The organism is Pedobacter sp. SYP-B3415, assembly GCF_004138205.1.
GTDB lineage: Bacteria > Bacteroidota > Bacteroidia > Sphingobacteriales > Sphingobacteriaceae > Pedobacter.
Map to the genome: position 1 here is coordinate 152,170 of NZ_RXNQ01000001.1, position 19,526 is coordinate 171,695.

At 47.6% G+C, this 19,526-nt stretch carries 20 protein-coding genes; 10 read left to right on the plus strand and 10 right to left on the minus strand.

The window, feature by feature from the left end; translation table 11 throughout:
* The first annotated feature begins 6 nt into the window (after positions 1–6).
* Positions 7–918, plus strand: a complete 912-nt coding sequence (locus EJV45_RS00675; RefSeq protein ID WP_129713690.1) for a YihY/virulence factor BrkB family protein — start codon at positions 7–9, stop codon at positions 916–918.
* A gap of 47 nt (positions 919–965) precedes the next feature.
* Here EJV45_RS00675 and EJV45_RS00680 read toward each other — a convergent pair whose 3' ends face one another.
* Positions 966–1,556, minus strand: a complete 591-nt coding sequence (locus tag EJV45_RS00680) for a porin family protein (RefSeq protein WP_129713691.1) — start codon at positions 1,554–1,556, stop codon at positions 966–968.
* A 123-nt stretch (positions 1,557–1,679) separates the two neighbouring features.
* Between EJV45_RS00680 and EJV45_RS00685 the strand changes: the two genes are divergently transcribed.
* Entirely contained in the window at positions 1,680–3,440 is a 1,761-nt protein-coding gene (locus EJV45_RS00685) for a histidine kinase N-terminal 7TM domain-containing protein (protein WP_129713692.1), read from the plus strand.
* A 23-nt stretch (positions 3,441–3,463) separates the two neighbouring features.
* Here the strand turns inward: EJV45_RS00685 and EJV45_RS00690 are convergent, their stop codons facing one another.
* Both EJV45_RS00690 and EJV45_RS00695 read right to left on the minus strand, forming a co-directional pair.
* Complete coding sequence (locus EJV45_RS00690; RefSeq protein WP_129713693.1) at positions 3,464–3,763, minus strand: hypothetical protein; 300 nt, start codon at positions 3,761–3,763, stop codon at positions 3,464–3,466.
* 96 nt (positions 3,764–3,859) lie between these two features.
* Positions 3,860–4,075 carry a hypothetical protein gene (locus tag EJV45_RS00695; RefSeq protein WP_129713694.1) on the minus strand — a complete coding sequence of 72 codons (216 nt, stop codon included), beginning with the start codon at positions 4,073–4,075 and terminating at the stop codon, positions 3,860–3,862.
* Positions 4,076–4,431: 356 nt separating this feature from the next.
* Between EJV45_RS00695 and EJV45_RS00700 the strand changes: the two genes are divergently transcribed.
* The 4 genes from EJV45_RS00700 (at position 4,432) to dinB (ending at position 7,266) form a co-directional block, all read left to right on the plus strand.
* On the plus strand, positions 4,432–4,797 hold the full coding sequence (locus EJV45_RS00700) for a DUF1801 domain-containing protein (RefSeq protein ID WP_129713695.1): 366 nt from the start codon (positions 4,432–4,434) through the stop codon (positions 4,795–4,797).
* A 177-nt stretch (positions 4,798–4,974) separates the two neighbouring features.
* A complete protein-coding gene (locus EJV45_RS00705) occupies positions 4,975–5,166 on the plus strand; it encodes a hypothetical protein (RefSeq protein ID WP_129713696.1) in 192 nt (63 codons plus the stop codon).
* A 135-nt stretch (positions 5,167–5,301) separates the two neighbouring features.
* Positions 5,302–6,129 carry an MBL fold metallo-hydrolase gene (locus EJV45_RS00710; protein WP_129713697.1) on the plus strand — a complete coding sequence of 276 codons (828 nt, stop codon included), beginning with the start codon at positions 5,302–5,304 and terminating at the stop codon, positions 6,127–6,129.
* Positions 6,130–6,168: 39 nt separating this feature from the next.
* Positions 6,169–7,266: a DNA polymerase IV gene (gene dinB / locus EJV45_RS00715; protein WP_129713698.1), complete on the plus strand. Its 1,098-nt coding sequence runs from the start codon at positions 6,169–6,171 to the stop codon at positions 7,264–7,266.
* On the opposite strand, the gene EJV45_RS00720 is transcribed toward dinB, so the two are convergent.
* A complete protein-coding gene (locus tag EJV45_RS00720; RefSeq protein ID WP_129713699.1) occupies positions 7,243–8,322 on the minus strand; it encodes a DNA topoisomerase IB in 1,080 nt (359 codons plus the stop codon). The genes dinB and EJV45_RS00720 overlap by 24 nt on opposite strands.
* A 48-nt stretch (positions 8,323–8,370) precedes the next feature.
* Between EJV45_RS00720 and fmt the strand changes: the two genes are divergently transcribed.
* Entirely contained in the window at positions 8,371–9,279 is a 909-nt protein-coding gene (gene fmt / locus EJV45_RS00725) for a methionyl-tRNA formyltransferase (RefSeq protein WP_129713700.1), read from the plus strand.
* Here the strand turns inward: fmt and EJV45_RS00730 are convergent.
* The gene (locus EJV45_RS00730) at positions 9,274–10,116 is read right to left on the minus strand and encodes an aminotransferase class IV (RefSeq protein ID WP_129713701.1); all 843 of its coding nucleotides are present in this window, start codon (positions 10,114–10,116) and stop codon (positions 9,274–9,276) included. The genes fmt and EJV45_RS00730 overlap by 6 nt on opposite strands.
* Positions 10,117–10,120: 4 nt before the next feature.
* The gene (locus EJV45_RS00735) at positions 10,121–11,152 is read right to left on the minus strand and encodes an RluA family pseudouridine synthase (RefSeq protein WP_129713702.1); all 1,032 of its coding nucleotides are present in this window, start codon (positions 11,150–11,152) and stop codon (positions 10,121–10,123) included.
* Between the two features lie 292 nt (positions 11,153–11,444).
* On the opposite strand from EJV45_RS00735, the gene EJV45_RS00740 reads away from it, so the two are divergent.
* The gene (locus EJV45_RS00740) at positions 11,445–12,314 is read left to right on the plus strand and encodes a 1-aminocyclopropane-1-carboxylate deaminase/D-cysteine desulfhydrase (protein ID WP_129713703.1); all 870 of its coding nucleotides are present in this window, start codon (positions 11,445–11,447) and stop codon (positions 12,312–12,314) included.
* Between the two features lie 209 nt (positions 12,315–12,523).
* On the plus strand, positions 12,524–13,855 hold the full coding sequence (lat, locus tag EJV45_RS00745) for an L-lysine 6-transaminase (RefSeq protein ID WP_129713704.1): 1,332 nt from the start codon (positions 12,524–12,526) through the stop codon (positions 13,853–13,855).
* 1 nt (position 13,856) lies between these two features.
* Here lat and EJV45_RS00750 read toward each other — a convergent pair whose 3' ends face one another.
* The 4 genes from EJV45_RS00750 to EJV45_RS00765 all read right to left on the minus strand — a co-directional run bounded on the left by EJV45_RS00750 (position 13,857) and on the right by EJV45_RS00765 (position 17,147).
* Positions 13,857–15,218: an acyl-CoA dehydrogenase family protein gene (locus EJV45_RS00750; protein ID WP_129713705.1), complete on the minus strand. Its 1,362-nt coding sequence runs from the start codon at positions 15,216–15,218 to the stop codon at positions 13,857–13,859.
* 70 nt (positions 15,219–15,288) lie between these two features.
* Positions 15,289–16,005 (minus strand): bacillithiol biosynthesis deacetylase BshB1, encoded by a 717-nt coding sequence (gene bshB1 / locus EJV45_RS00755; RefSeq protein WP_129713706.1) that lies wholly within the window; start codon positions 16,003–16,005, stop codon positions 15,289–15,291.
* Positions 16,002–16,514 (minus strand): glutathione peroxidase, encoded by a 513-nt coding sequence (locus EJV45_RS00760; RefSeq protein ID WP_129713707.1) that lies wholly within the window; start codon positions 16,512–16,514, stop codon positions 16,002–16,004. Before EJV45_RS00760 ends, bshB1 begins: the two co-directional genes overlap by 4 nt.
* A 3-nt stretch (positions 16,515–16,517) precedes the next feature.
* Complete coding sequence (locus tag EJV45_RS00765; RefSeq protein ID WP_129713708.1) at positions 16,518–17,147, minus strand: DUF4294 domain-containing protein; 630 nt, start codon at positions 17,145–17,147, stop codon at positions 16,518–16,520.
* 109 nt (positions 17,148–17,256) lie between these two features.
* Between EJV45_RS00765 and EJV45_RS00770 the strand changes: the two genes are divergently transcribed.
* Positions 17,257–19,464: a bifunctional (p)ppGpp synthetase/guanosine-3',5'-bis(diphosphate) 3'-pyrophosphohydrolase gene (locus tag EJV45_RS00770; RefSeq protein WP_129713709.1), complete on the plus strand. Its 2,208-nt coding sequence runs from the start codon at positions 17,257–17,259 to the stop codon at positions 19,462–19,464.
* The last annotated feature ends 62 nt before the right edge of the window (positions 19,465–19,526 follow it).

The window sequence follows — 19,526 nt, forward strand, 5'->3', positions numbered from 1 at the left end:
TCCATCATGCAAAGCAGTTTCATCCGAAAACTCGGACATTTTTTTATTTTGTTGAGAGACGCATTCCGGCTTTTTAAAAGAAATGATCCGTTGCGACTGGCTGGGGCTACGGCATTCTTCGCCAATTTTGCGCTCCCTCCTATCCTGATTATCCTGATCCGGCTGTTCGGCATTTTTACCGACCGGCGGGTACTTGTTACGAAGCTGTTCGAGCAGTTGGGAAATATTTTGGATGAAAGCAGCATTCTTCAGATCCGTCAGACCCTAAGAAACATCAGGGATGCCAATCAGCAGTGGTACATTACCCTGATCAGTTTTGTGTTTTTTATTTTTGTTGCCACCACCCTGTTCAACGTGATCAAAAATTCGCTGAACCAGATATGGCTGCTGGGTGTGAAGGACAAACCGGGTATTCTCTTTAACCTGAAGCTTCGTGCCATCTCCTTCGTGGTCATTCTGCTGGCAGGTTTGTTGTTTTTTGTTGGGCTGTTGCTTGATAGTGTCCAGGTGCTGATTGCCAGCTACCTGAAAGATGCATCGCCAAGTTTCGGTCTGGTCGTAACATCTATCCTCAATCAACTGATATTTATTGTGATTGTAACGACCTGGTTTACGGTGCTTTTCAGATACCTTACCAATGGTCGCCCGAAATGGAACATTGCCTTATCAGGCGGCTTGCTTACGGGGGTACTGTTTACGCTGGGCAAGTTTATCCTGCGCATCTTGCTGCCAATGAGTAATATTGGCAACATCTACGGCGCATCAGGATCTATCGTGCTGATCATGTTGTTTGTCTTTTATTCCTCTTTCATTTTTTATTTCGGAGGCTGTTTCATCAAAGTGCTCAGCCTTGATCGTGAAAAAACCATATCCCCGATCAAAGGGGCTTTTGAGTATGAGCTGAAACAGGTGGAATAAAAAAACGCCCGCACCAGGGCGGACGTTCCTTGTATTTTGAGGCAGGACTACAATACGCGCAGCGCCAGGCCGAGCGTAAAGAGGTTCAGCTTTGTATCAGGATAACCGTCTTTTGAGAGCTTTGAAAGTCCAAGTTCATAACGAAGGTCCAGACTAATCCGGCGTACATCAACACCAGCACCAAACTGCCAGCCGAAAGCCTGGTTCTTGAAATTTCCATTGTATATATTAGCAGCAGCCTGACCGAATTTCTGGTCCTTGCTCAATATAAATGAAACCATCGGGCCGGTGTTCAGTCGCGCGCCAATGCCTGCTGCACCGATCTTGGTACCGATAAGAAGGGGTACGTCCAGGCTGGTAAAGTTCACTTCGTTTACCTCACCGGTCGCATCGCTGGTGAGCTCTGTGTTTTTGCCGGAAATGTATAACTCTGGCTGAAAATGAATGCCTGCTGCACCAACACGCCCCCAGAGACCGCCATAGAAACCTGTACGGTTATCGCTGCCAAAACGGTTCTCTGTGTTAAATTTGGCCAGGTTCACCCCTGCCTTCACACCAAGCTGAAATGCCGGCACAATCTGGGCCGAAGCAGCGGTATACAGGCCAAGGAATAGAAAAGAAAGTAAAAGCTTTTTCATCTTTATTGAGATAAGGTTTAAGAATATTATTGTTATTTTTAACAAGTGTTTGGCTCACAAATATCACACCTAAAATTAACAGTCCGGTAATTTTCCGGCAAGACGCTCAACGCCAATCGTTTCATGACCTTTGCCTTTAACATTTATGCCATTCTGCTGCTGGTGTCCGGCTTTGCCATACTTGGCATGTCATCCCTGATCATTCGCAGGGAACGTGGCGCGATGAAATGGCTGGGTTTCACCCTTTTTTCGAACGCCATCTGGTCGGTTGCTTATGGTTTCGAACTTGCTTCGTCAACCATCTGGCAGATGAAGCTTTTTACAGATATTCAGTATCTGGGCATTGCAACGCTTCCTGTATTCTGGTACCTCTTTTCTTTAAGCATGTGCGGCAAAGATGAATGGTACCAGCGCACGCGGAATATGGTCTTTCTTTTTTCTATTCCCTGCATCACGATCCTGCTGGAATGGACCAATGCCTGGCACCATCTTTTTTATAAAGATCATCGGGTTGATTACAGCGGTCCGTTCCCTATGGCAGATATACATCCGGGCTGGTTCTACCGGTTATTCACCTTCTATTTTTACGGCCTTCTTGCCCATGGTATCTACCTGCTCATCTCCAGGTTCAGAAGAGCCGACCCTATATACCGCGCACAAAATCACCTGATACTTTTCGCCTCATTCATACCGTGGATTGCAAATATCTGCTACCTCCTTGGCATCAGACCATTAAACAACCTTGACATTACACCCTTCGCATTTACGCTGACCATCATCATTGTTCTGATCGGCATCTACCGTTTTAAAATATTTGATATTATTCCGCTGGCGCGCGAAAAGGTACTCGACCTGATGCAGGATGGCTTCATCCTGCTCGATGAGCGCGACCGCATGATCGATATCAACTCGGCAGCGAAACGTTTTCTGGGTCTTGGTGAAAGGCTGATTGGCCGCTCAATCTATCCGCTTATCGCATCAGACGCACGGCTGAGTGATGCAATACGCGAAAAACGGTCGGGCAAACTTGAGATACGCACTGCGGCTGCCGCCGGAAAATTCCAGCTGGAAGCTGAACTTCGTTTCATGAACGACAGCAAACTGAACGTACCTGTAACGCTGATCAAACTCCAGGATTTGACCGCTCTGCGTAAAGATGCCCTGCAACTTAAGGAACAGGCCAACGAACTGCAGCAGCTAAACCAGTTGAAAGACACGATTTTTTCGGTCATCGCGCACGATCTGCGCGGCCCCCTTGTAAACCTGTCTGAAGTTGTTAAAATGCTGTCTAAAGATCTGATCACCATTGAAGAGTTCAAAGAGATCGCCCCGGGTGTAAACCGGGATATTCTTTATACGACAGATCTGCTTGAGAATATTCTGCACTGGTCACGAAGCCAGATGAAAGGATTTGCGTTGCAGCAAGATTATTTCAGTTTGAATGCCCTTGTTGAACATGAAGCCGCCTATTATGAGCCGGCGGCAAAGGCAAAATCTATTTCTATAACAAAAGACCTCGGTAAAGAGCTTGTGGTTCATGCTGATAAGCTGATGATCCAGATTGTAGTACGGAATCTGATCAACAACGCCATCAAATTCTGCTATCCTGGTGGCAATATACACCTCGGTACAATTCCAGATACCGAAACAGCAAATCTTTGTATTGCAGATACGGGTATAGGTATAGAGGAGGCACGTTTGGAAAGTATGTTTTCGTTTAACAACCGTTCTACGCGCGGCACTCAGAATGAACGCGGCACAGGACTGGGGCTGCTGGTTTGCCGGGACTTTATGATCAGGAATGGCGGCAGCATCGGCGTTACGAGCGAGCCCGGTAAAGGGTCAACATTCTGCATCAAACTGCCCCTGCCGCACAAGTTATAAAAAAAAGCCCCGAAGGGCTTTTGTTAGTGTCCGGTGGCGTTATCTATGGCCTGTTGGGCCTTCAGGGCATCGACATTATTTTTACTGCCAAAATTCGCGGTTTTCTCTGCAAAATAACTTAGTATACCCTGAATGGTATCCGTATTATCTGCTACCCGCTGGTGAATTTCGGGAAGATCGGTTTCAAGGCGCTTATCGCCCAGTTCAATGTTGTCGACTTCGATCTTTGCAATCTTTTGTATAAGCGCTTGCCCGCTGTTTTGAAAGTCTTCCAGCTCGCGAACAATCTTTTCCATCAATTCAAACTTCTTTAAAGTATCCATGGGTTAAAAATTTTATTCAACTAATAGACTGAATTAACCAATAGCACCACAAAATTGTTTCGATTCTTTGCAAGGAACCGCGCCATGGTACGCCGGTTATTCTACAAGCTGAAAGCTTACAAACTCATTTTGAAGAAACGCTTCGAGCTCGGTAACACTCATTTTCACAGAACCTGAAAAGTTGATACCCAGTTTACGTACGCCTGCAGCGCTGTCAACAGTGACCTGGTCGTTTACAATGCTGCTGATTTGAAAAGTTTCAATGTTATTGCTCCAGGTTTGCCCTTCGGCGATTTCGATGTTATTTTTCATAGAAGTGCATTTTTACCGCATCTGATTATTGATACGGCGATTATTAAAGGAGAGCGGAGGTTTGCTAAGGTATCGATTCCGGCCGGGGGTTCAAAAGAAAAATTGAATTTTGCAAGACATAACCCTGATTTTCAACATATTAACCAAAAACAACCATCAAACAATCTGACGGCTAAGCAGACATAACAATAAATAAACAAAAGATTAACAAAAACTTAACATTGCTTCGGAATACCCGCAGGCCGCCTAATTGGCGGGAATTTGCAGCTTGCAAATGGGAATCTTCAGCATGCGCTGCAATACGCGGGTTGTGTCCATGACTCCGCTTTTGTAAATTAGTTATTCAACTTAAACCTATGGAAACTGCAACAGTCAACCCCGGCGTTAACGACTCTTCCGCAGCCTTCAGAGACGCAGTTATGCGACTTACCGAACTCTGCCGCAAAACTTTAAAAGGTTATGATGAAGGCACATCTTATGGCATGCACGCTTATAAGCGCAACGGCGTGTCTGAAGTTGCATTCGACTTCAGGCAGACTTACCTGAAACTCTATGTGATGAAACATGACTTGCTTAATAACTTCAGACACCGTCTTAACGGACTACTGATCGGCAAAGGCTGTATCTGGTTTTCGCAACCTGAGGATCTTGATTTCCGGGTTATTGAAAATATTCTCGAAGCAACCTGCAACACCCCCGCCTGTCTTCTTAAAAAAATTTGACCCGGCACACAATATATAGCTTCTGAGCACGTCTTTATATCGAGAGCGTTAATTTAGATGGCGGGGATGTTGCTAAGCGGCATCTCCGCTTTTTTTGTCCGATTTTTATTTAATCTAAACATTCCGGTACATGCAGATGTCTTCTTGATAGCCTATTTACTCAAAACTATAAAAGACATGAGCAGCGAAGAACATAACGAAAAGAACCCCAGAAACGCGGACGTTGAACTGACCGAAGAACAAAAGAATGCTGACAAGGATGGCAATCAGAAAGATGGGGAAATAACGACCGAGCAGGACAAGCCAAAAAGCGACCTTGACGAGAAGGGTGATAAATTTGACCAGTCGGTTAATCCCGGAAATAAATAAAATATTTTATGCCGCTCACAATAATCCTTTATTAAAAACGTCTTTATATTGAGAGCGTTAATTTAGATGGCGGGGATGTTGCAAAAGCAGCATCTCCGCTTTTTTTTGTCCGTATTATTTTCCGACCTTTATACCATGTCTTTGTTCGTTACATCCCTTAATTCCGGTAGCAATGGAAATTGTTACTATGTAGGCAATGACCGTGAGGCTGTGCTGGTAGATGCAGGTATATCCTGTCGTGAGATTGAAAAGCGCATGGCGCGTCTTGGACAAAAGATGGATAAGGTTGCGGCAATCTTTATATCTCACGAACATTCTGATCACATCCGCGGGCTGTCAGTACTGGCACGTAAATACCGGCTTCCTGTATATGTGACGCCGAAAACCCGTCAGCATATGCGCATGGTCCTCGACGAGGAGCGAACTTTCGCTTTCAGGTCGGGGGAAAGCATTCAGATTGGCGAGTTAACAGTTAAATGTTTTCTAAAGCGTCATGATGCGATCGATCCGCATAGCTTTGTTATTGAAGGTGCGGGTGTGCGGGTTGGTGTCTTTACCGATCTGGGTGCGTGCTGCGAAGAACTGAGCAGCCATTTCGGCCGCTGCCACGCTGCTTTCCTGGAGAGCAATTACTGCGAAGATATGCTGGAAAGTGGCCGCTACCCGTTTTTCCTGAAAAACCGTATCCGCGGTGGCTTCGGCCATTTGTCTAACCGGCAGGCACTCGACGTGTTTCTGTCGCACAGGCCGGAGTATATGAGCCTGCTGCTTCTTTCTCATCTTTCGCGAGATAACAATAATCCGCAACTGGTTGCAGATTTATTTAGCCCGCATGCGGGTCAGACGCGGGTTGTGGTTGCCTCGCGCTACGAGGAAACGCCGCTGTTTCACGTGGTTTCATCTAAAGAGGAACATTTTCAGCCGGCCGCACAGCTCATGGCGCTGCAAACAAGTCTCTTTTGATTTGAATTTCGCAGGATATTACTGAATTTCGTATTCCTCATGGAACACGGTGCGAACCCGATCAGGAAAATTATTCATATTGACATGGATGCATTTTATGCATCTGTGGAACAGCGTGACTTCCCTGAATACCGCGGAAAGGCGATCGTTGTCGGCGGTCCGCCTGAAAGCCGGGGTGTAGTAACAACGGCGAGTTATGAAGCCAGAAAATTCGGCGTCAAATCAGCCATGCCCTGCGCCCAGGCGGCAAAGCTTTGCCCCCACGCTCTCTTTGTTCCGCCGCGGTTTGAAGCTTACAAAAAAGTCTCGCAGGAGATACGCGCCATATTCAGGAGGTACACAGATCTGATTGAACCTTTGTCGCTGGATGAGGCGTATCTGGATGTCACATCGGACAAAATGAATATCGGGTCGGCAATCGACGTAGCCCGGCACATCAAAGACGCCATTAAAAATGAACTATCACTTACGGCCTCTGCAGGCGTATCTGTAAATAAATTTCTGGCCAAAATTGCCTCTGACCTTCAAAAGCCCGATGGACTCACGTTTATCGGACCGTCACGTGTTGCAGCATTTATGGAAAAGCTGCCGGTCGAGAAGTTTTTTGGCGTAGGAAAAGTAACCGCAGCAAAAATGAAAGCCATGGGACTGCATACGGGTGCCGATCTGCTGAAACTCACCGAGGCCGAGCTCCGGTTCCGTTTCGGCAAAACGGGAAGTTTCTATTTTCAGGTTGTGCGGGGTATAGACAACCGGCCTGTTCAACCAGACCGGGAAACCAAATCTGTAGCTGCTGAAGACACTTTTAATGAAGACACCTCAGATCTTGTTCAGCTGAAGGCTGTGCTGAAACGTCTGGCAGAAATCGTTGCCGGCCGTGTGGCCCGTAACGGTTTAAAAGGCAAAACGCTTACACTGAAAATCAAATTTGCTGACTTCAGACAGATTACACGCAGCCGCACACAGGAACAGGTTTTTACCCTGGCCGGCCCCATAACGGAAACCGCAGCAGAGCTCCTCGAAAAAGCCGTCGATGGCCAGGAAAAGATCAGGCTTTTAGGCATCAGCCTATCCAACTTTCAAGCTGCGCCGGGCCTTCCCGGTGCGCAACTCTCACTTTTCGAGGGCCTTTTGTAGTTTTGCAGCTTCATCGGGTGCGCTTACTGCCTTAAGGAAGGTAAGCAAAACTTTTTCGTCCTTCTCAAGGCCACTAAGCTTCGGCGTTTGCCCGGGTTGCACCTTTTTTAAAAATTTGCTGAGTTCATTATTTTCGAAAGCTTCCAGTAACATGGGATAAACGTACGAGCTTTTACATACGGCCCGGGTATTGCCAAGCTTAAAGGCTACACAGTCCAGCACGTCAACGATCAGTTTTTTTCGCGGCCGCTCATCACCTGTATGGAAACATTGCGCCATTTGCCTGAAGGCTTCAAGCGTGCCGCCCCAGGTACGGAAATCTTTGGCTGTAAAGTCGCTGCCGGTAATTTCCTGGATGTAGGCATTAATCCTGCCTGAATCTACACTCCGGCGGCTGCCATCAGGCAGGTAATACTGAAAAAGTTCCTGGCCGGGAATTTCCCTGCACTTCTTTACAAGTTTTGCGAGATTCCTGTCAGTAAGCCGGATCTTTTGCTGAACGCCCTTTTTTCCGGTAAAGCTGAGTTCCAGGCTGGATCCTTTTATAACGGCATGTTTGTCACGCAGCGTACTGAGCCCGAAAGAACCATGCTTGCGTTTATAACTTTCATTTCCAATGCGTATGAGCGTCTTTTGCATTACATCGACACAGATTGCCAGCACCTTGCGTTCGTCAAGTTTTTTTCTTCGCAGGTCTGTGAGGATTTGTTTACGCGCCTTTGGCAGCACACGGGCAAACTCTGCAAGCCTGAAATATTTGGCATCAGATCTTCTGCTTGTCCACTTGGGGTGATACCGGTACTGTTTACGCCCGGCCGCGTCAATACCCGTGGCCTGCAGGTAGGCGTTGGCAGATGTAGCGATCCAAACATTGGTCCAGGCGGGCGGAAGCACCAGTTTTTTTATCCGGTCAAGCTGTTTTTCATCGCTGATCCTTTTTCCGGCCGCATCTGTATAATAAAAAGCGCCCGGATTTCCCATCCGCTTGATACCGGCTTTGCTGTCTGTTACGTAGATGAGTCCGCTTTCTTTAACTTCCTGCAGGGTATCGACCATTTGATGCGTTTATTTTTAGTTATTTTGCAGGAGATTAACACAAGCTGTATGAGAATAGTTTTTATGGGCACCCCCGATTTTGCTGTTGCTTCTTTGAAAGCCCTTATTGATGGCGGATTTGAGGTTGTAGCCGTTGTTACTGCAGCAGACAAACCTGCGGGCCGGGGCCAGAAACTGCAGCAAAGCGCGGTGAAACGCTTCGCGGTTGAACATGATCTGCCCGTCCTGCAGCCCGAAAAATTACGCGATCCTGCTTTTCTCGAATCTTTGGCTGACCTGAAGGCCGACCTGCAGGTCGTTGTCGCTTTCAGGATGCTGCCCGAGGTGGTCTGGAATATGCCGCCGAAAGGCACTATCAATCTCCATGCGTCATTACTGCCTCAATACAGGGGTGCAGCCCCGATAAATCATGCCATTATTAACGGCGAGCAGGAAACCGGTGTGACTACGTTTTTCCTTCAGCATGAAATTGACACCGGCGCTACCATCCGTGTTGCAAAGGTCGCGATTGATGCTGACGAAACTGCCGGCTCATTACATGATAAACTTATGCAAACAGGCGCACAGGTACTCGTAGACACCGTTCGGGCCATTGCCGACGGTACGGCCACCGGGCAGCAACAGCCTGAAACCGGCGAGCTGAAACATGCACCAAAGATCTTTAAAGACTTTTGTAAGATAAACTGGGACCAGCCTGTTGCCACCGTTTATAATCATATTCGCGGATTAAGCCCATACCCGGCTGCATTTACAGAATTAAACGGAAAAACGCTCAAGATCTTCGGCGCAGCAATTGATCAGGCTTCGCAGGCGGCGGCACCCGGAACTTTTTTGACAGACGGGAAAACGTTTTTAAAGTTCGCCGCGCGCAACGGCCATATTAGCGTAACTGATCTGCAGTATGAAGGAAAAAAGAGAATGCCTGTAGAAGATTTTCTGCGTGGCGTTCGCTTATAAGATCTGCTCGTTCAGCTTCTGCGACAGGAACCGCGACATTTCATTGAAATAACGCTTTCTTCCGTATCCCATTACCCATGAGATACCCGACCCCGCATTTGTAACAAAAACCTCTTCAGCTTCATTTAAAATTTCGGGGCTTACCTGGGCTTCGATGAGTGGAATATCCTGCATTTTGGCGAGACGCATCACCTCGCGGCGCATCACGCCAGATACACAGCCTTCACTAAGCGCTGGGGTATACAGCTGTTTGTCATACACCACAAAAACGTTCGCACTAATGCTTTCGCACAGAAAACCGTTTTGGTTTAAGATGAAAGCATCGTCCAGCTGCCGGCTCTTCCTGTAAATCCCCGCCATCACATAAAGCAGGGAATTTGCTGTTTTGTGGTTAGCCAGCGGTCCGGTTGGTTTGGTAAGCTCATCATACACATCAACGATCAAACCCTTGCGGTTAAACTCATATTCGGCATGCGGCAATGCCCAGCTCTGGAGCAGGTACCCGCACCGGTTGCTTTCAGGGGTATAAAGCCCCGCGCCTTCCCTGAAAACGGACAACCTGAATCTTGCATTGCTCTGGCGGTTTTTTCTGGCCAGTTCGCCGGTCTTTTGCTTCAGGAAATAACTGTCGAGCAGCGTCCCCCCTTCTATTTTCAAAGCCTTCATGCCCGCCTGCAGACGGTCTGCATGCGACTCCGGAAAAGCAAGGTTGCCCTTACTCATGCGCATGGTTTCAAATAACCCGTCGCCATACCGAAAGGCACGGTTATCTGCAGTAAGGATGCCCGCGTCTGCCGGGTAAAATTCGTCCTGAAAAAGAATGTATTCTCTAACCATGTGTTTATTGCTGCTGGTTGCTGTAGTTTCTCCACTTTTCCAGCACCGATGCGAAATCCAGCGGCAAAGGTACTTCGAAATGCATGTATTTCCGCGAATCAGGATGAATAAAACCCAGACTCTGCGCGTGTAAGGCTTGCCTCGGCATCAGTTCAAAGCAGTTTTGTACAAATTGCCTGTATCTTGTAAACGTTGTTCCTTTAAGTATCTTGTCCCCGCCGTAGGTCGAATCATTAAACAGCGGGTGACCAATGTGTTTCATATGGGCCCTGATCTGGTGCGTTCGGCCAGTTTCCAGCTCACAACTGATCAGTGTGAGATAACCCAGCCGCTCAAGCACTTTGAAATGTGTGCGTGACCACTTCCCTTTATCCTCGTCCTGGTATACATCCATGATCTTGCGGTCTTTCAGGCTGCGCCCGATGTAGCCCTCAACCGTACCGTCTTCAGCAATATCGCCCCAAACGAGCGCCAGGTATTTTCTGGTGATCGAATGGTCAAAAAACTGTTTCGCAAGAAAAGTGATCGCACGTTCATTTTTGCTGATTAACAGCAGCCCTGAGGTGTCTTTGTCGATCCGGTGGACGAGTCCGGGCCGACCATCATTACCCGGTAGCTGAGGCAATTGAGAAAAATGGTAAACCAATGCATTTACCAGCGTACCCGTATAATTGTTAAAGCCGGGATGAACAACCATGCCGGCCGCCTTGTTAACAAGCAGTAAGGACTCGTCTTCATATACAATATCAAGAGGAATATTCTCCGGGTAAACCTCTGTATCCCGGGGCGGATGCGGAAGTACGATCGACACCTCATCGAGAGGTTTGACTTTGTAGTTCGATTTGCCGGGTTTGCCGTTTACCAATACACTGCCCGCATCGATTGCATTTTGTATGCGGTTACGTGAGGCATTTTCAATTCGCTGTACTAAAAATTTGTCAAGTCTGAGCAGCGACTGCCCTTTATCTGCTACAACTTTGAAATGTTCGTACAGATCCTGTTCATCCGGATCGCCCGCGAAAGCCTCATTTTCCATTTTACAAAACTAATCTTTCCTATTCATTTCCCGCGCTGAAAATTGGCTTGTTCTTTGTAGAACCGCATATGCTTAATTTTGGATCTCATGAAAAACTTTACCGACAACGTAAAAATCATCCTCAACTTTTTCCCTTACCTTGTTAGAAAAATTTATTTCCGTCCCTAGAAGCCTTAGCGTTTTATATGCTTAAATAATTGCACGCATACATCCCGATCGTAACACAAAAAGCACTCAGGCTTGCTGTGTTGCTTTTGCTGGCTTTTTAACCGGCATTGTCTACTTTTGACGTATGCTTCTGCCCAGTCCGGTTCTTCCCTTGCTATTGCCTTCGGGCTTCCAGATTTCCGTTAAACGCGATGACCTGATAGACCCTTATGTATCCGGAAATAAATGGCGAAAACTTAAATATCATCTCGAAGACGCACGCCGGCAAAACAAAACTCACCTGGTTACCTTCGGGGGCGCCTGGTCAAATCACTTGCTGGCCACAGCTGCAGCTGCGGCGCGGTTTGGCTTTAAAGCAACCGGGTATGTTCGCGGCGAGTTAGCAGCAAATGAATTGTTATTTTTATGTTCACTTTTCGGGATGACGCTCATACCTGCAGAGCGGAGCGCGTACCGCGATAAACCAGCCCTTTTCAGGCATTATCATGCTAACGAAGAGACTGCTTACTTTATTGATGAAGGCGGCGCAGGCAGCCAGGGTCTGATGGGGTGTGCAGAAATGGTTGATGAATTGAACGACCACTACGATCACATCTTTGTTGCCGCCGGTACAGGAACTACGGCTGCCGGCCTGCTCAGTGGAATTATCCAGGCCGGTTTAAACACCACACTCCATGTTGTACCCGTATTGAAGGGAGGTTCCTTCCTTGCAGCCGGGATAGGGGCGCATACGGCAAGCATTGAACAGATGATATTACACGCGGACTATCATTTCGGCGGATACGCGAAAACAAGCCCGCAGCTTCTGCAATTTATCGCTTCGCTGTCGCAATCCTCAGGCATGCTGACCGATCCCGTCTACACCGGAAAAATGTTTTATGCTATTAATGACCTGGCGGAAAAAGGCCTGCTCGACCGTGGCTCACGCGTTCTGGCTGTACATACCGGCGGGCTAACCGGACTGCTCGGCAAACGTAATGCTTTCTCATTTTAGTGATGGTCAGTCTCTGCGATTCTCAAATCGTCTTATGCGCAGCAGCCTGCAGTCGATTTTTTTTTATTTTTTTTGTTGATACAAAACATACTTTAAACAGTTTAAAGCTGGTTAATGCACGGCCTGCCGGTCCAGACACTGGCTGCGAGACCGCCTGCGTTTGCATATGCGGGGCATTCTGTTAATTTTGATCAACCAACATTGACGTTATGTACCAGCTTTCAGTTGCTCCATCTGATGTTACAAAGGTTCTTCGCCAGCACATCCTGGCTGATGGATTTGACATGACTTTTGATCTTGAAAAAAGCCAGGGCGCCTATTTGTTCGATTCCCGGCATAACCGGCGAATCCTGGATTTCTTTACCTGTTTTGCTTCAGTTCCGCTAGGATACAACCATCCGGGAATGAGCGGCGATGAGGAGTTTAAGAAGAACCTGCTGCTTGCGGCGATGGCGAATCCGTCAAACTCAGATGTCTACACCCAGCAATATGCGGAATTCGTTCAGACATTCGGCCGGGTTGGTATTCCCGACTACCTGCCGCATGCATTCTTTATCGCCGGCGGCACACTTGCTATTGAAAACGCGCTAAAGGTAGCCATGGATTGGAAGGTCCAGAAAAATTTTGCGAAGGGCTATAAAGAAGAAAAAGGTTTTAAGGTACTGCATTTTGAAAAGGCGTTTCACGGGCGCAGCGGCTACACGCTTAGCCTGACAAATACGCTGCCCGATAAAACAAAATGGTTTGCAAAGTTCGACTGGCCACGGGTCAGCACGCCGCAGCTTCGTTTTCCGCTTAATGAAGAAAATCTGGCGTTGGCCGAGTCTACCGAAGCCCTGTCGCTCGAACAGGTTAAACAAGCGTTTAAAGACCACAAGGATGACATCTGCGCCATTATTATTGAGCCAATACAATCTGAGGGCGGAGACAACCACTTCAGAGAAACGTTTCTGGCCGCATTGAAAGAACTGGCTGACGAAAACGAGGCCATGCTTATCTATGACGAGGTTCAAACCGGCGTTGGGCTGACGGGTAAGTTCTGGTGCCACCAGCATTTTCACGAGAATGCGCAGCCAGACATTCTTGCCTTCGGTAAAAAGATGCAGGTATGCGGTATTCTGGCAGGTAAAAAGGTCGACGAGGTCGAAAAAAATGTATTCAATGTTCCCTCACGGATCAATTCGACCTGGGGCGGCAATCTGACCGACATGGTTCGCGCTACGCAGGTACTAAACATTATAGATGAAGAAGGCCTTTGCGAAAACGCCGCCCGGGTTGGCGGTTATCTTTTTGAAAACCTTGAAAGGCTGGCAGAAACCTATGATAAAATGAGCAATGTTCGCGGACGTGGCCTCTTATGCTCATTTGATTTTCCGGATAAACAAATGCGAGATGCCTTTATCAAAAAGGGTCTTGAACAAAACGTCATGTTCCTGGGTTGTGCCGACCGTACCATCCGCTTCCGACCGGCTTTATGTATCGAACAAAGCCATATCGACGAAGGTCTGGAGGTAATGGAAAAAATTCTGCCGCAATTATAGGTCAGACGAATGCTGAAAAACCGGTTATGGCCCGGCCTACAATCAGTGAATTAATCTCTCGGGTACCTTCGTAAGAGTAGATCGCTTCGGCATCGGCTACAAACCGTGCTACGTTATATTCCAGTAAAATACCGTTACCCCCCATGACCTCGCGGGCCCGGCTTACGACATCACGTGTACGCAGGGAGCAGAAAACTTTAGCCAGCGAAGCATGCTCATCAAGCAGAATGCCCTGATCCTGAAGCTGCGATAAGCGGAAACAAAGCGTCTGCATGGCAGTCAGGTTTGATAACATTTCTACCAGGTGGTTCTGGATCATCTGAAAAGATGCTATTGGCTTTCCGAACTGCTTACGTTTGCGGGTATAATCGAGCGCATTTTCATAAGCACCCCGCGCGCAGCCCACTGCCTGCCAGGCAACACCTGCCCGGGTCATACGCAACACCTTGGCTGTATCTTTAAATGAATTGGCATGCTGCAGACGATCTGATTCAGCAACGACACAATTGCTCAGGGTAATAAGTCCGTTCTGAACAATTCTGAGTGCCATCTTATTTTGCATCTTCTCTACAGAAAACCCGGGCGTGCCCTTTTCAACAAGGAAACCTTTTACCTCGCCATCACTCAGGTCACGCGCCCAGATTACGGTTACATCGGCAAATGTGGCGTTTCCGATCCATTTTTTCTGACCGTTCAGTATCCAGGTATCTCCTTCGCGCTTAGCGGTGACCGTCAGGCCGCCGGCTGCCCCCGACCCTACCTCTGGCTCGGTAAGCCCGAATGCGCCAATTGTTTTGAACTGCTGCATGCCGGGCAACCACTTTTCCTTTTGCGCTTCAGATCCGCACAGGTAGATGGCGCCCATGGCCAGTCCGCTTTGAACCCCAAAAAAGGTAGAAACGGAGGTATCGATCCGGGCCATTTCCATCGCCAGAATGCCCTCCATCAGGTTAGACTTGCCGGGGCAGCCATACCCCTGGTAAGTAAGACCGCATATGTTTAGTTCTGCAAGTTTGGGAATGATCTCAAACGGAAATTCCGCTTTGTTCCAATAGGAGTTTACAATGGGCTGTACCTCTGCCTCTAGAAATGCCCGTACACGCAGCTGCAATGCCCGGTCTTCTTCAGAAAGCGCTTCTTCACCGAGCCGGTAAAAATCACCGTCTATTGGCGGCAATGCCTTCTGTTTGCGGCCACTGTCTATCATATTCATCAGGCCGCTCAGTTGCTTATCGTCAAGGTTTGCGAAGGCGTCCATAACTTTTGGAAGGTCGACCTTTTTAGACAGCGCCTCCAGTTTGCCGAAGTCGATATGTTTGATCAGCGCGTACGCATTCCGGATGGTAGAGAAGATGTTTGCCATGCAAAGACCAACAACCACCAGGCGCTTTTTGTTCGGTCAGCATGCACCGCAACCCTAACAAGATATTGATTTAGAGCAAATTAAACAGATCGCTCACGCCCAGCAGCTTTCTTGAAGTGAAGCCTTCTCCATATTTTACGCCGATGTCTTTGCCGAACTCGCGGGCGCGGCCAAGAATGGAATCCATAAATTCAGGAGATGAAATATAGGTTTGCGGTTCATCAAGATCAGGGTTAAAGAACTGGGTACCAAAACACCGTATCGATTCCAGCTTACCTTCCATTTCATCAGAAATATCAACGATGATATCCGGACGGATGTAGCGGTCCTGGATGTATTGCAAAACCAGGCGCGGTCGCCACTCTGTCTGCGCCCTCCCCTCATCTGAGGTTTCTATCCGGCGCAGGCCGGAAAGAAAAATAGCGTCATTAGCCAGATCACCGCCACGACCATGATCAGGATGCCTGTCGTGTAAGGCGTTGGTCAGCACGATATCAGGCTGATATTTTCTGATCATCCTGATTATCTCCAGGCGGTGCTGCTCATCATTCTGGAAAAATCCGTCGCGGAAACGAAGGTTTTCCCTTGCGCTCAGTCCGAGGACACGGGCAGAAGCGGCAGCCTCTGCGTCACGGATCTCTGCCGAGCCGCGTGTGCCGAGTTCACCCCTGGTAAAGTCAATGATCCCGGCTTTCTTGCCTTGTCTGATATGTTTGAGGATGGTACCGGAACAGCATAATTCTGCATCGTCGGGATGTGCTGCAAGCACGAGTATATCGAGTTTCATGTATTTTTATCTTCTGCCAGGAGCTTTTGAATGCGTTTCTTGATCTTGGATGACCCTGGTTTTGTAAAGGGGAAAAAGTAATCTGACACTTCGCCCCGTTTGTTAATCAGGTATTTATGGAAATTCCAGCGGGGTGTTGAGGTCAGTACGCCATTGAGTTTCTTATTCGCTAAGAATTCGTACAAGGGATGGGCCTGGGCGCCGCGGATCATGATCTTATCAAAAACCGGAAACTTTACGCCGAAATTCACTTCGCAGAAGCTTTGAATAGCATTGCCGTCCAGGGGCTCCTGCCTTCCAAAATCGTTGGTGGGAAAACCAAGAATCTCGAAGTCCATGCCCCCGAAGTGGTCGCGCAATTCCTGCAATTCTTTAAGCTGTGGTGTAAATCCGCATTGTGAAGCGGTATTAACAATCAACAGGACCTTATCCTTATAAAGAGATAAGGGAACTTCCTTCCCGTCGGTCCGTCTTACCTTAAACCGGTAGATCGTCTCTTTTTTGTCCATAAGTTAGTAGTTATAGTAACCGGACGAAATAATAATTGATTCGATCTCACGATCCTCGCGGGGGTCGTATTTTGATTTCAGGTTGTGACCAACCACACGGGCAACAGACTGGTAAAGAAAGGCGTTAAAGCCACCTTTGGTCTCCTTTACGATATCGTATGTGGTGCGGCCCACCTCGCGGTCAATAAGCTTGGTAAGAATCTGCCCCTGTGTAATGGTTAGCTCTTTTATTTCGCGGTTAAACATGTCTTTTATTTCCTTATCGCAGGCTTTGACAAGTTTACGCTGTTCTTTCCGGTCTTTTGTCTGCGACAGATCATATTCCAGCTGACCATAACGGCGTTTGGCATACAGTGCGTAAGGCATCACCTTGAGAACGTTGTATCTGAGGCGGTTGAACGCCACTCTGTCGGCTTCCGAGCGGAATGTGCGCTGCCCGAATATCCTGACTTCCGATAAGGCGATCCAGGGAATCATTTCTCCGTTGTATTGGGTAAGGGCTACCCGAATGGTATCATTCTTGCCGGTTTTTGGTTTCGGCAGTGATGAGGGGTCTTCCTGTGCACGCACATTGAGCGTCCAGCAGGCAGAAATGATGACACAAAGCGGAAGAAAAAACCTCAGAAATTTCATAAATTTATGCTTTCGCAAAGTTACGGCTTATTTTATATATTGGTTTTGCACGTTATCTAATATAAACTTAAACTGACACAGAAAGTAATTTATTACGTAAATAATACAAATGAAGAACGAGCTTGTTATTGATCTTGAGGCAGAAAAGAAAGAGATATTGAAGAGATACAGGGCGTTGCTCAGGGCTTGCAAGCCAACTCTGCAAAAAGGTGATAAAAAGGAAATCCGTAAGGCGTTTGATATGGCGCTCGAGAGCCACAAGGACATGCGCCGTAAGTCTGGTGAACCTTATATCTACCATCCTATTGCCGTTGCACAGATTGCCGCCGAAGAGATTGGTCTTGGTACGACCTCCATCGTTTGTTCGCTGTTGCACGATGTTGTAGAAGACACCGATATCACGCTGGAAGACATTGAGTTTTCTTTTGGAAAGAAGACGGCAAAGATCATTGACGGACTAACAAAAATTTCAGGGGTATTTGATTACAACAGTTCGCTGCAGGCCGAGAACTTCAGAAAAATGCTGCTTACCCTGGCAGATGACGTGAGGGTGATCCTGATCAAACTTGCCGACCGGCTGCACAACATGCGCACCATGGATTTCATGCCGCGCCAGAAGCAGTTGAAAATCGCTTCAGAAACGATTTACCTCTACGCCCCGCTGGCACACCGGTTGGGTCTTTACGCCATTAAATCTGAACTTGAAGACCTCTCAATGAAGTATCTTGAGCCAGATACCTATAAATTTATTGCAAAGAAACTTAACGAGAAAAAGGCCGAACGGACTTTGTTTATCAAGAAGTTCGTAGAGCCTATCACGGAAATCCTTGAAGAACAGGGCCTGCGTGCCAGCGTATACGGGCGGCCTAAGTCTATCCATTCGATCTGGAACAAGATGAAGAAGAAAAATATCCCTTTTGAAGAGGTATATGATCTTTTTGCCATCCGGATCATTCTCGACAGTGCTCCTGATCACGAAAAATCAGATTGCTGGAAGGCGTATTCGATTGTTACAGATCTCTATCGTCCAAATCCCGATCGCCTTCGCGACTGGGTATCATCCCCGAAGGGAAATGGCTACGAGTCCCTGCATACAACCGTTATGGGGCCTAAGGGGCAATGGGTAGAAATACAGATCCGGACCCTTCGCATGAATGAAATTGCAGAGAAAGGTTTTGCCGCGCACTGGAAGTACAAGGAATCAACGAATGATAACGGTCTCGATCAGTGGATCCAGAAAGTGCGCGAGATGCTGAGCAATCCTGAAGCGAACGCACTTGACTTTATCGACGATTTCAAGATGAATCTCTTCTCTGATGAGATTTTCATTTTTACCCCGAAGGGCGCACTGATCCAGCTGCCGATGGGTGCAACCGCGCTTGATTTTGCCTTCGAGATCCATACGGATGTAGGCGCGAAGTGTATTGGCGCAAAAGTAAACCATAAGCTTGTTCCGCTATCTTACAAGCTGCAGAATGGCGACCAGGTTGAAGTTATAACCTCGGGTAAACAAACGCCCAAAGAAGACTGGCTGAATATTGTTGTAACAGCAAAGGCGAAGTCGAAAATCAAATCGTCTTTAAAAGAGGAAAAGCGCCGAATCGCTGAAACAGGAAAAGAGACGCTCGAGCGTAAACTCAAGTCGCTCAAAATCACCTACAACACTGAAAACTTAAATAAGCTGACCTACTTCTTCAAGCTGCCTTCAACGCAGGAACTGTTTATCCGGGTTGCCCAGGGGCAGATTGAGATGAAGGATATGAAGGATTATCTGGCCAGCGAGAAAGAGATTGAAACCCGTGGCCCTGAACGTTCTGAAAATCAGCAGATCGAAGCACTGCTAAGCAAGGTTAAAGGTCCTGAAAATGATATTCTCCTTATTGGGGAAGATATGCAGAAGATCGACTACACACTGGCTGCATGCTGCAACCCGATACCGGGCGATGATGTATTCGGCTTCGTAACGGTTAATGAAGGTATCAAGATCCACCGGACAAATTGCCCTAATGCAGCCCAGCTTATGGCCAATTATGGCTACCGGGTTGTTAAGGCAAAATGGAACAAACAAAAAGAGCTGACTTTCCTGACCGGACTGCATATTGTGGGAATAGATGATGTCGGTCTGATCAACAACATTACCAAAGTTATATCGAACGACTTTAAGGTCAATATGCGCTCCATTACGGTAGATACCAATGATGGTATTTTTGACGGCTCAATCATGATTTACGTCAATGATACCGAGCACCTGGAAAAGCTGATTTCTGACCTGATGCGGGTTAAGGGGGTAACCGGTGTAACGCGCTTCGATGCCTGAGCCACAGGCCCTGGCGAGCGGCATGGCAATGTAAAAATGACCGCCCGGATTCCTCATATTAA

What these genes read in the sequence shown, in the direction of transcription:
- EJV45_RS00675 (WP_129713690.1), top strand. Translation starts at nt 7, where the DNA reads ATGCAAAGCAGTTTCATCCGAAAACTCGGACATTTTTTTATTTTGTTG.
- EJV45_RS00680 (WP_129713691.1), bottom strand. Translation starts at nt 1,556, where the DNA reads ATGAAAAAGCTTTTACTTTCTTTTCTATTCCTTGGCCTGTATACCGCT.
- EJV45_RS00685 (WP_129713692.1), top strand. Translation starts at nt 1,680, where the DNA reads ATGACCTTTGCCTTTAACATTTATGCCATTCTGCTGCTGGTGTCCGGC.
- EJV45_RS00690 (WP_129713693.1), bottom strand. Translation starts at nt 3,763, where the DNA reads ATGGATACTTTAAAGAAGTTTGAATTGATGGAAAAGATTGTTCGCGAG.
- EJV45_RS00695 (WP_129713694.1), bottom strand. Translation starts at nt 4,075, where the DNA reads ATGAAAAATAACATCGAAATCGCCGAAGGGCAAACCTGGAGCAATAAC.
- EJV45_RS00700 (WP_129713695.1), top strand. Translation starts at nt 4,432, where the DNA reads ATGGAAACTGCAACAGTCAACCCCGGCGTTAACGACTCTTCCGCAGCC.
- EJV45_RS00705 (WP_129713696.1), top strand. Translation starts at nt 4,975, where the DNA reads ATGAGCAGCGAAGAACATAACGAAAAGAACCCCAGAAACGCGGACGTT.
- EJV45_RS00710 (WP_129713697.1), top strand. Translation starts at nt 5,302, where the DNA reads ATGTCTTTGTTCGTTACATCCCTTAATTCCGGTAGCAATGGAAATTGT.
- dinB (WP_129713698.1), top strand. Translation starts at nt 6,169, where the DNA reads ATGGAACACGGTGCGAACCCGATCAGGAAAATTATTCATATTGACATG.
- EJV45_RS00720 (WP_129713699.1), bottom strand. Translation starts at nt 8,322, where the DNA reads ATGGTCGATACCCTGCAGGAAGTTAAAGAAAGCGGACTCATCTACGTA.
- fmt (WP_129713700.1), top strand. Translation starts at nt 8,371, where the DNA reads ATGAGAATAGTTTTTATGGGCACCCCCGATTTTGCTGTTGCTTCTTTG.
- EJV45_RS00730 (WP_129713701.1), bottom strand. Translation starts at nt 10,116, where the DNA reads ATGGTTAGAGAATACATTCTTTTTCAGGACGAATTTTACCCGGCAGAC.
- EJV45_RS00735 (WP_129713702.1), bottom strand. Translation starts at nt 11,152, where the DNA reads ATGGAAAATGAGGCTTTCGCGGGCGATCCGGATGAACAGGATCTGTAC.
- EJV45_RS00740 (WP_129713703.1), top strand. Translation starts at nt 11,445, where the DNA reads ATGCTTCTGCCCAGTCCGGTTCTTCCCTTGCTATTGCCTTCGGGCTTC.
- lat (WP_129713704.1), top strand. Translation starts at nt 12,524, where the DNA reads ATGTACCAGCTTTCAGTTGCTCCATCTGATGTTACAAAGGTTCTTCGC.
- EJV45_RS00750 (WP_129713705.1), bottom strand. Translation starts at nt 15,218, where the DNA reads ATGGCAAACATCTTCTCTACCATCCGGAATGCGTACGCGCTGATCAAA.
- bshB1 (WP_129713706.1), bottom strand. Translation starts at nt 16,005, where the DNA reads ATGAAACTCGATATACTCGTGCTTGCAGCACATCCCGACGATGCAGAA.
- EJV45_RS00760 (WP_129713707.1), bottom strand. Translation starts at nt 16,514, where the DNA reads ATGGACAAAAAAGAGACGATCTACCGGTTTAAGGTAAGACGGACCGAC.
- EJV45_RS00765 (WP_129713708.1), bottom strand. Translation starts at nt 17,147, where the DNA reads ATGAAATTTCTGAGGTTTTTTCTTCCGCTTTGTGTCATCATTTCTGCC.
- EJV45_RS00770 (WP_129713709.1), top strand. Translation starts at nt 17,257, where the DNA reads ATGAAGAACGAGCTTGTTATTGATCTTGAGGCAGAAAAGAAAGAGATA.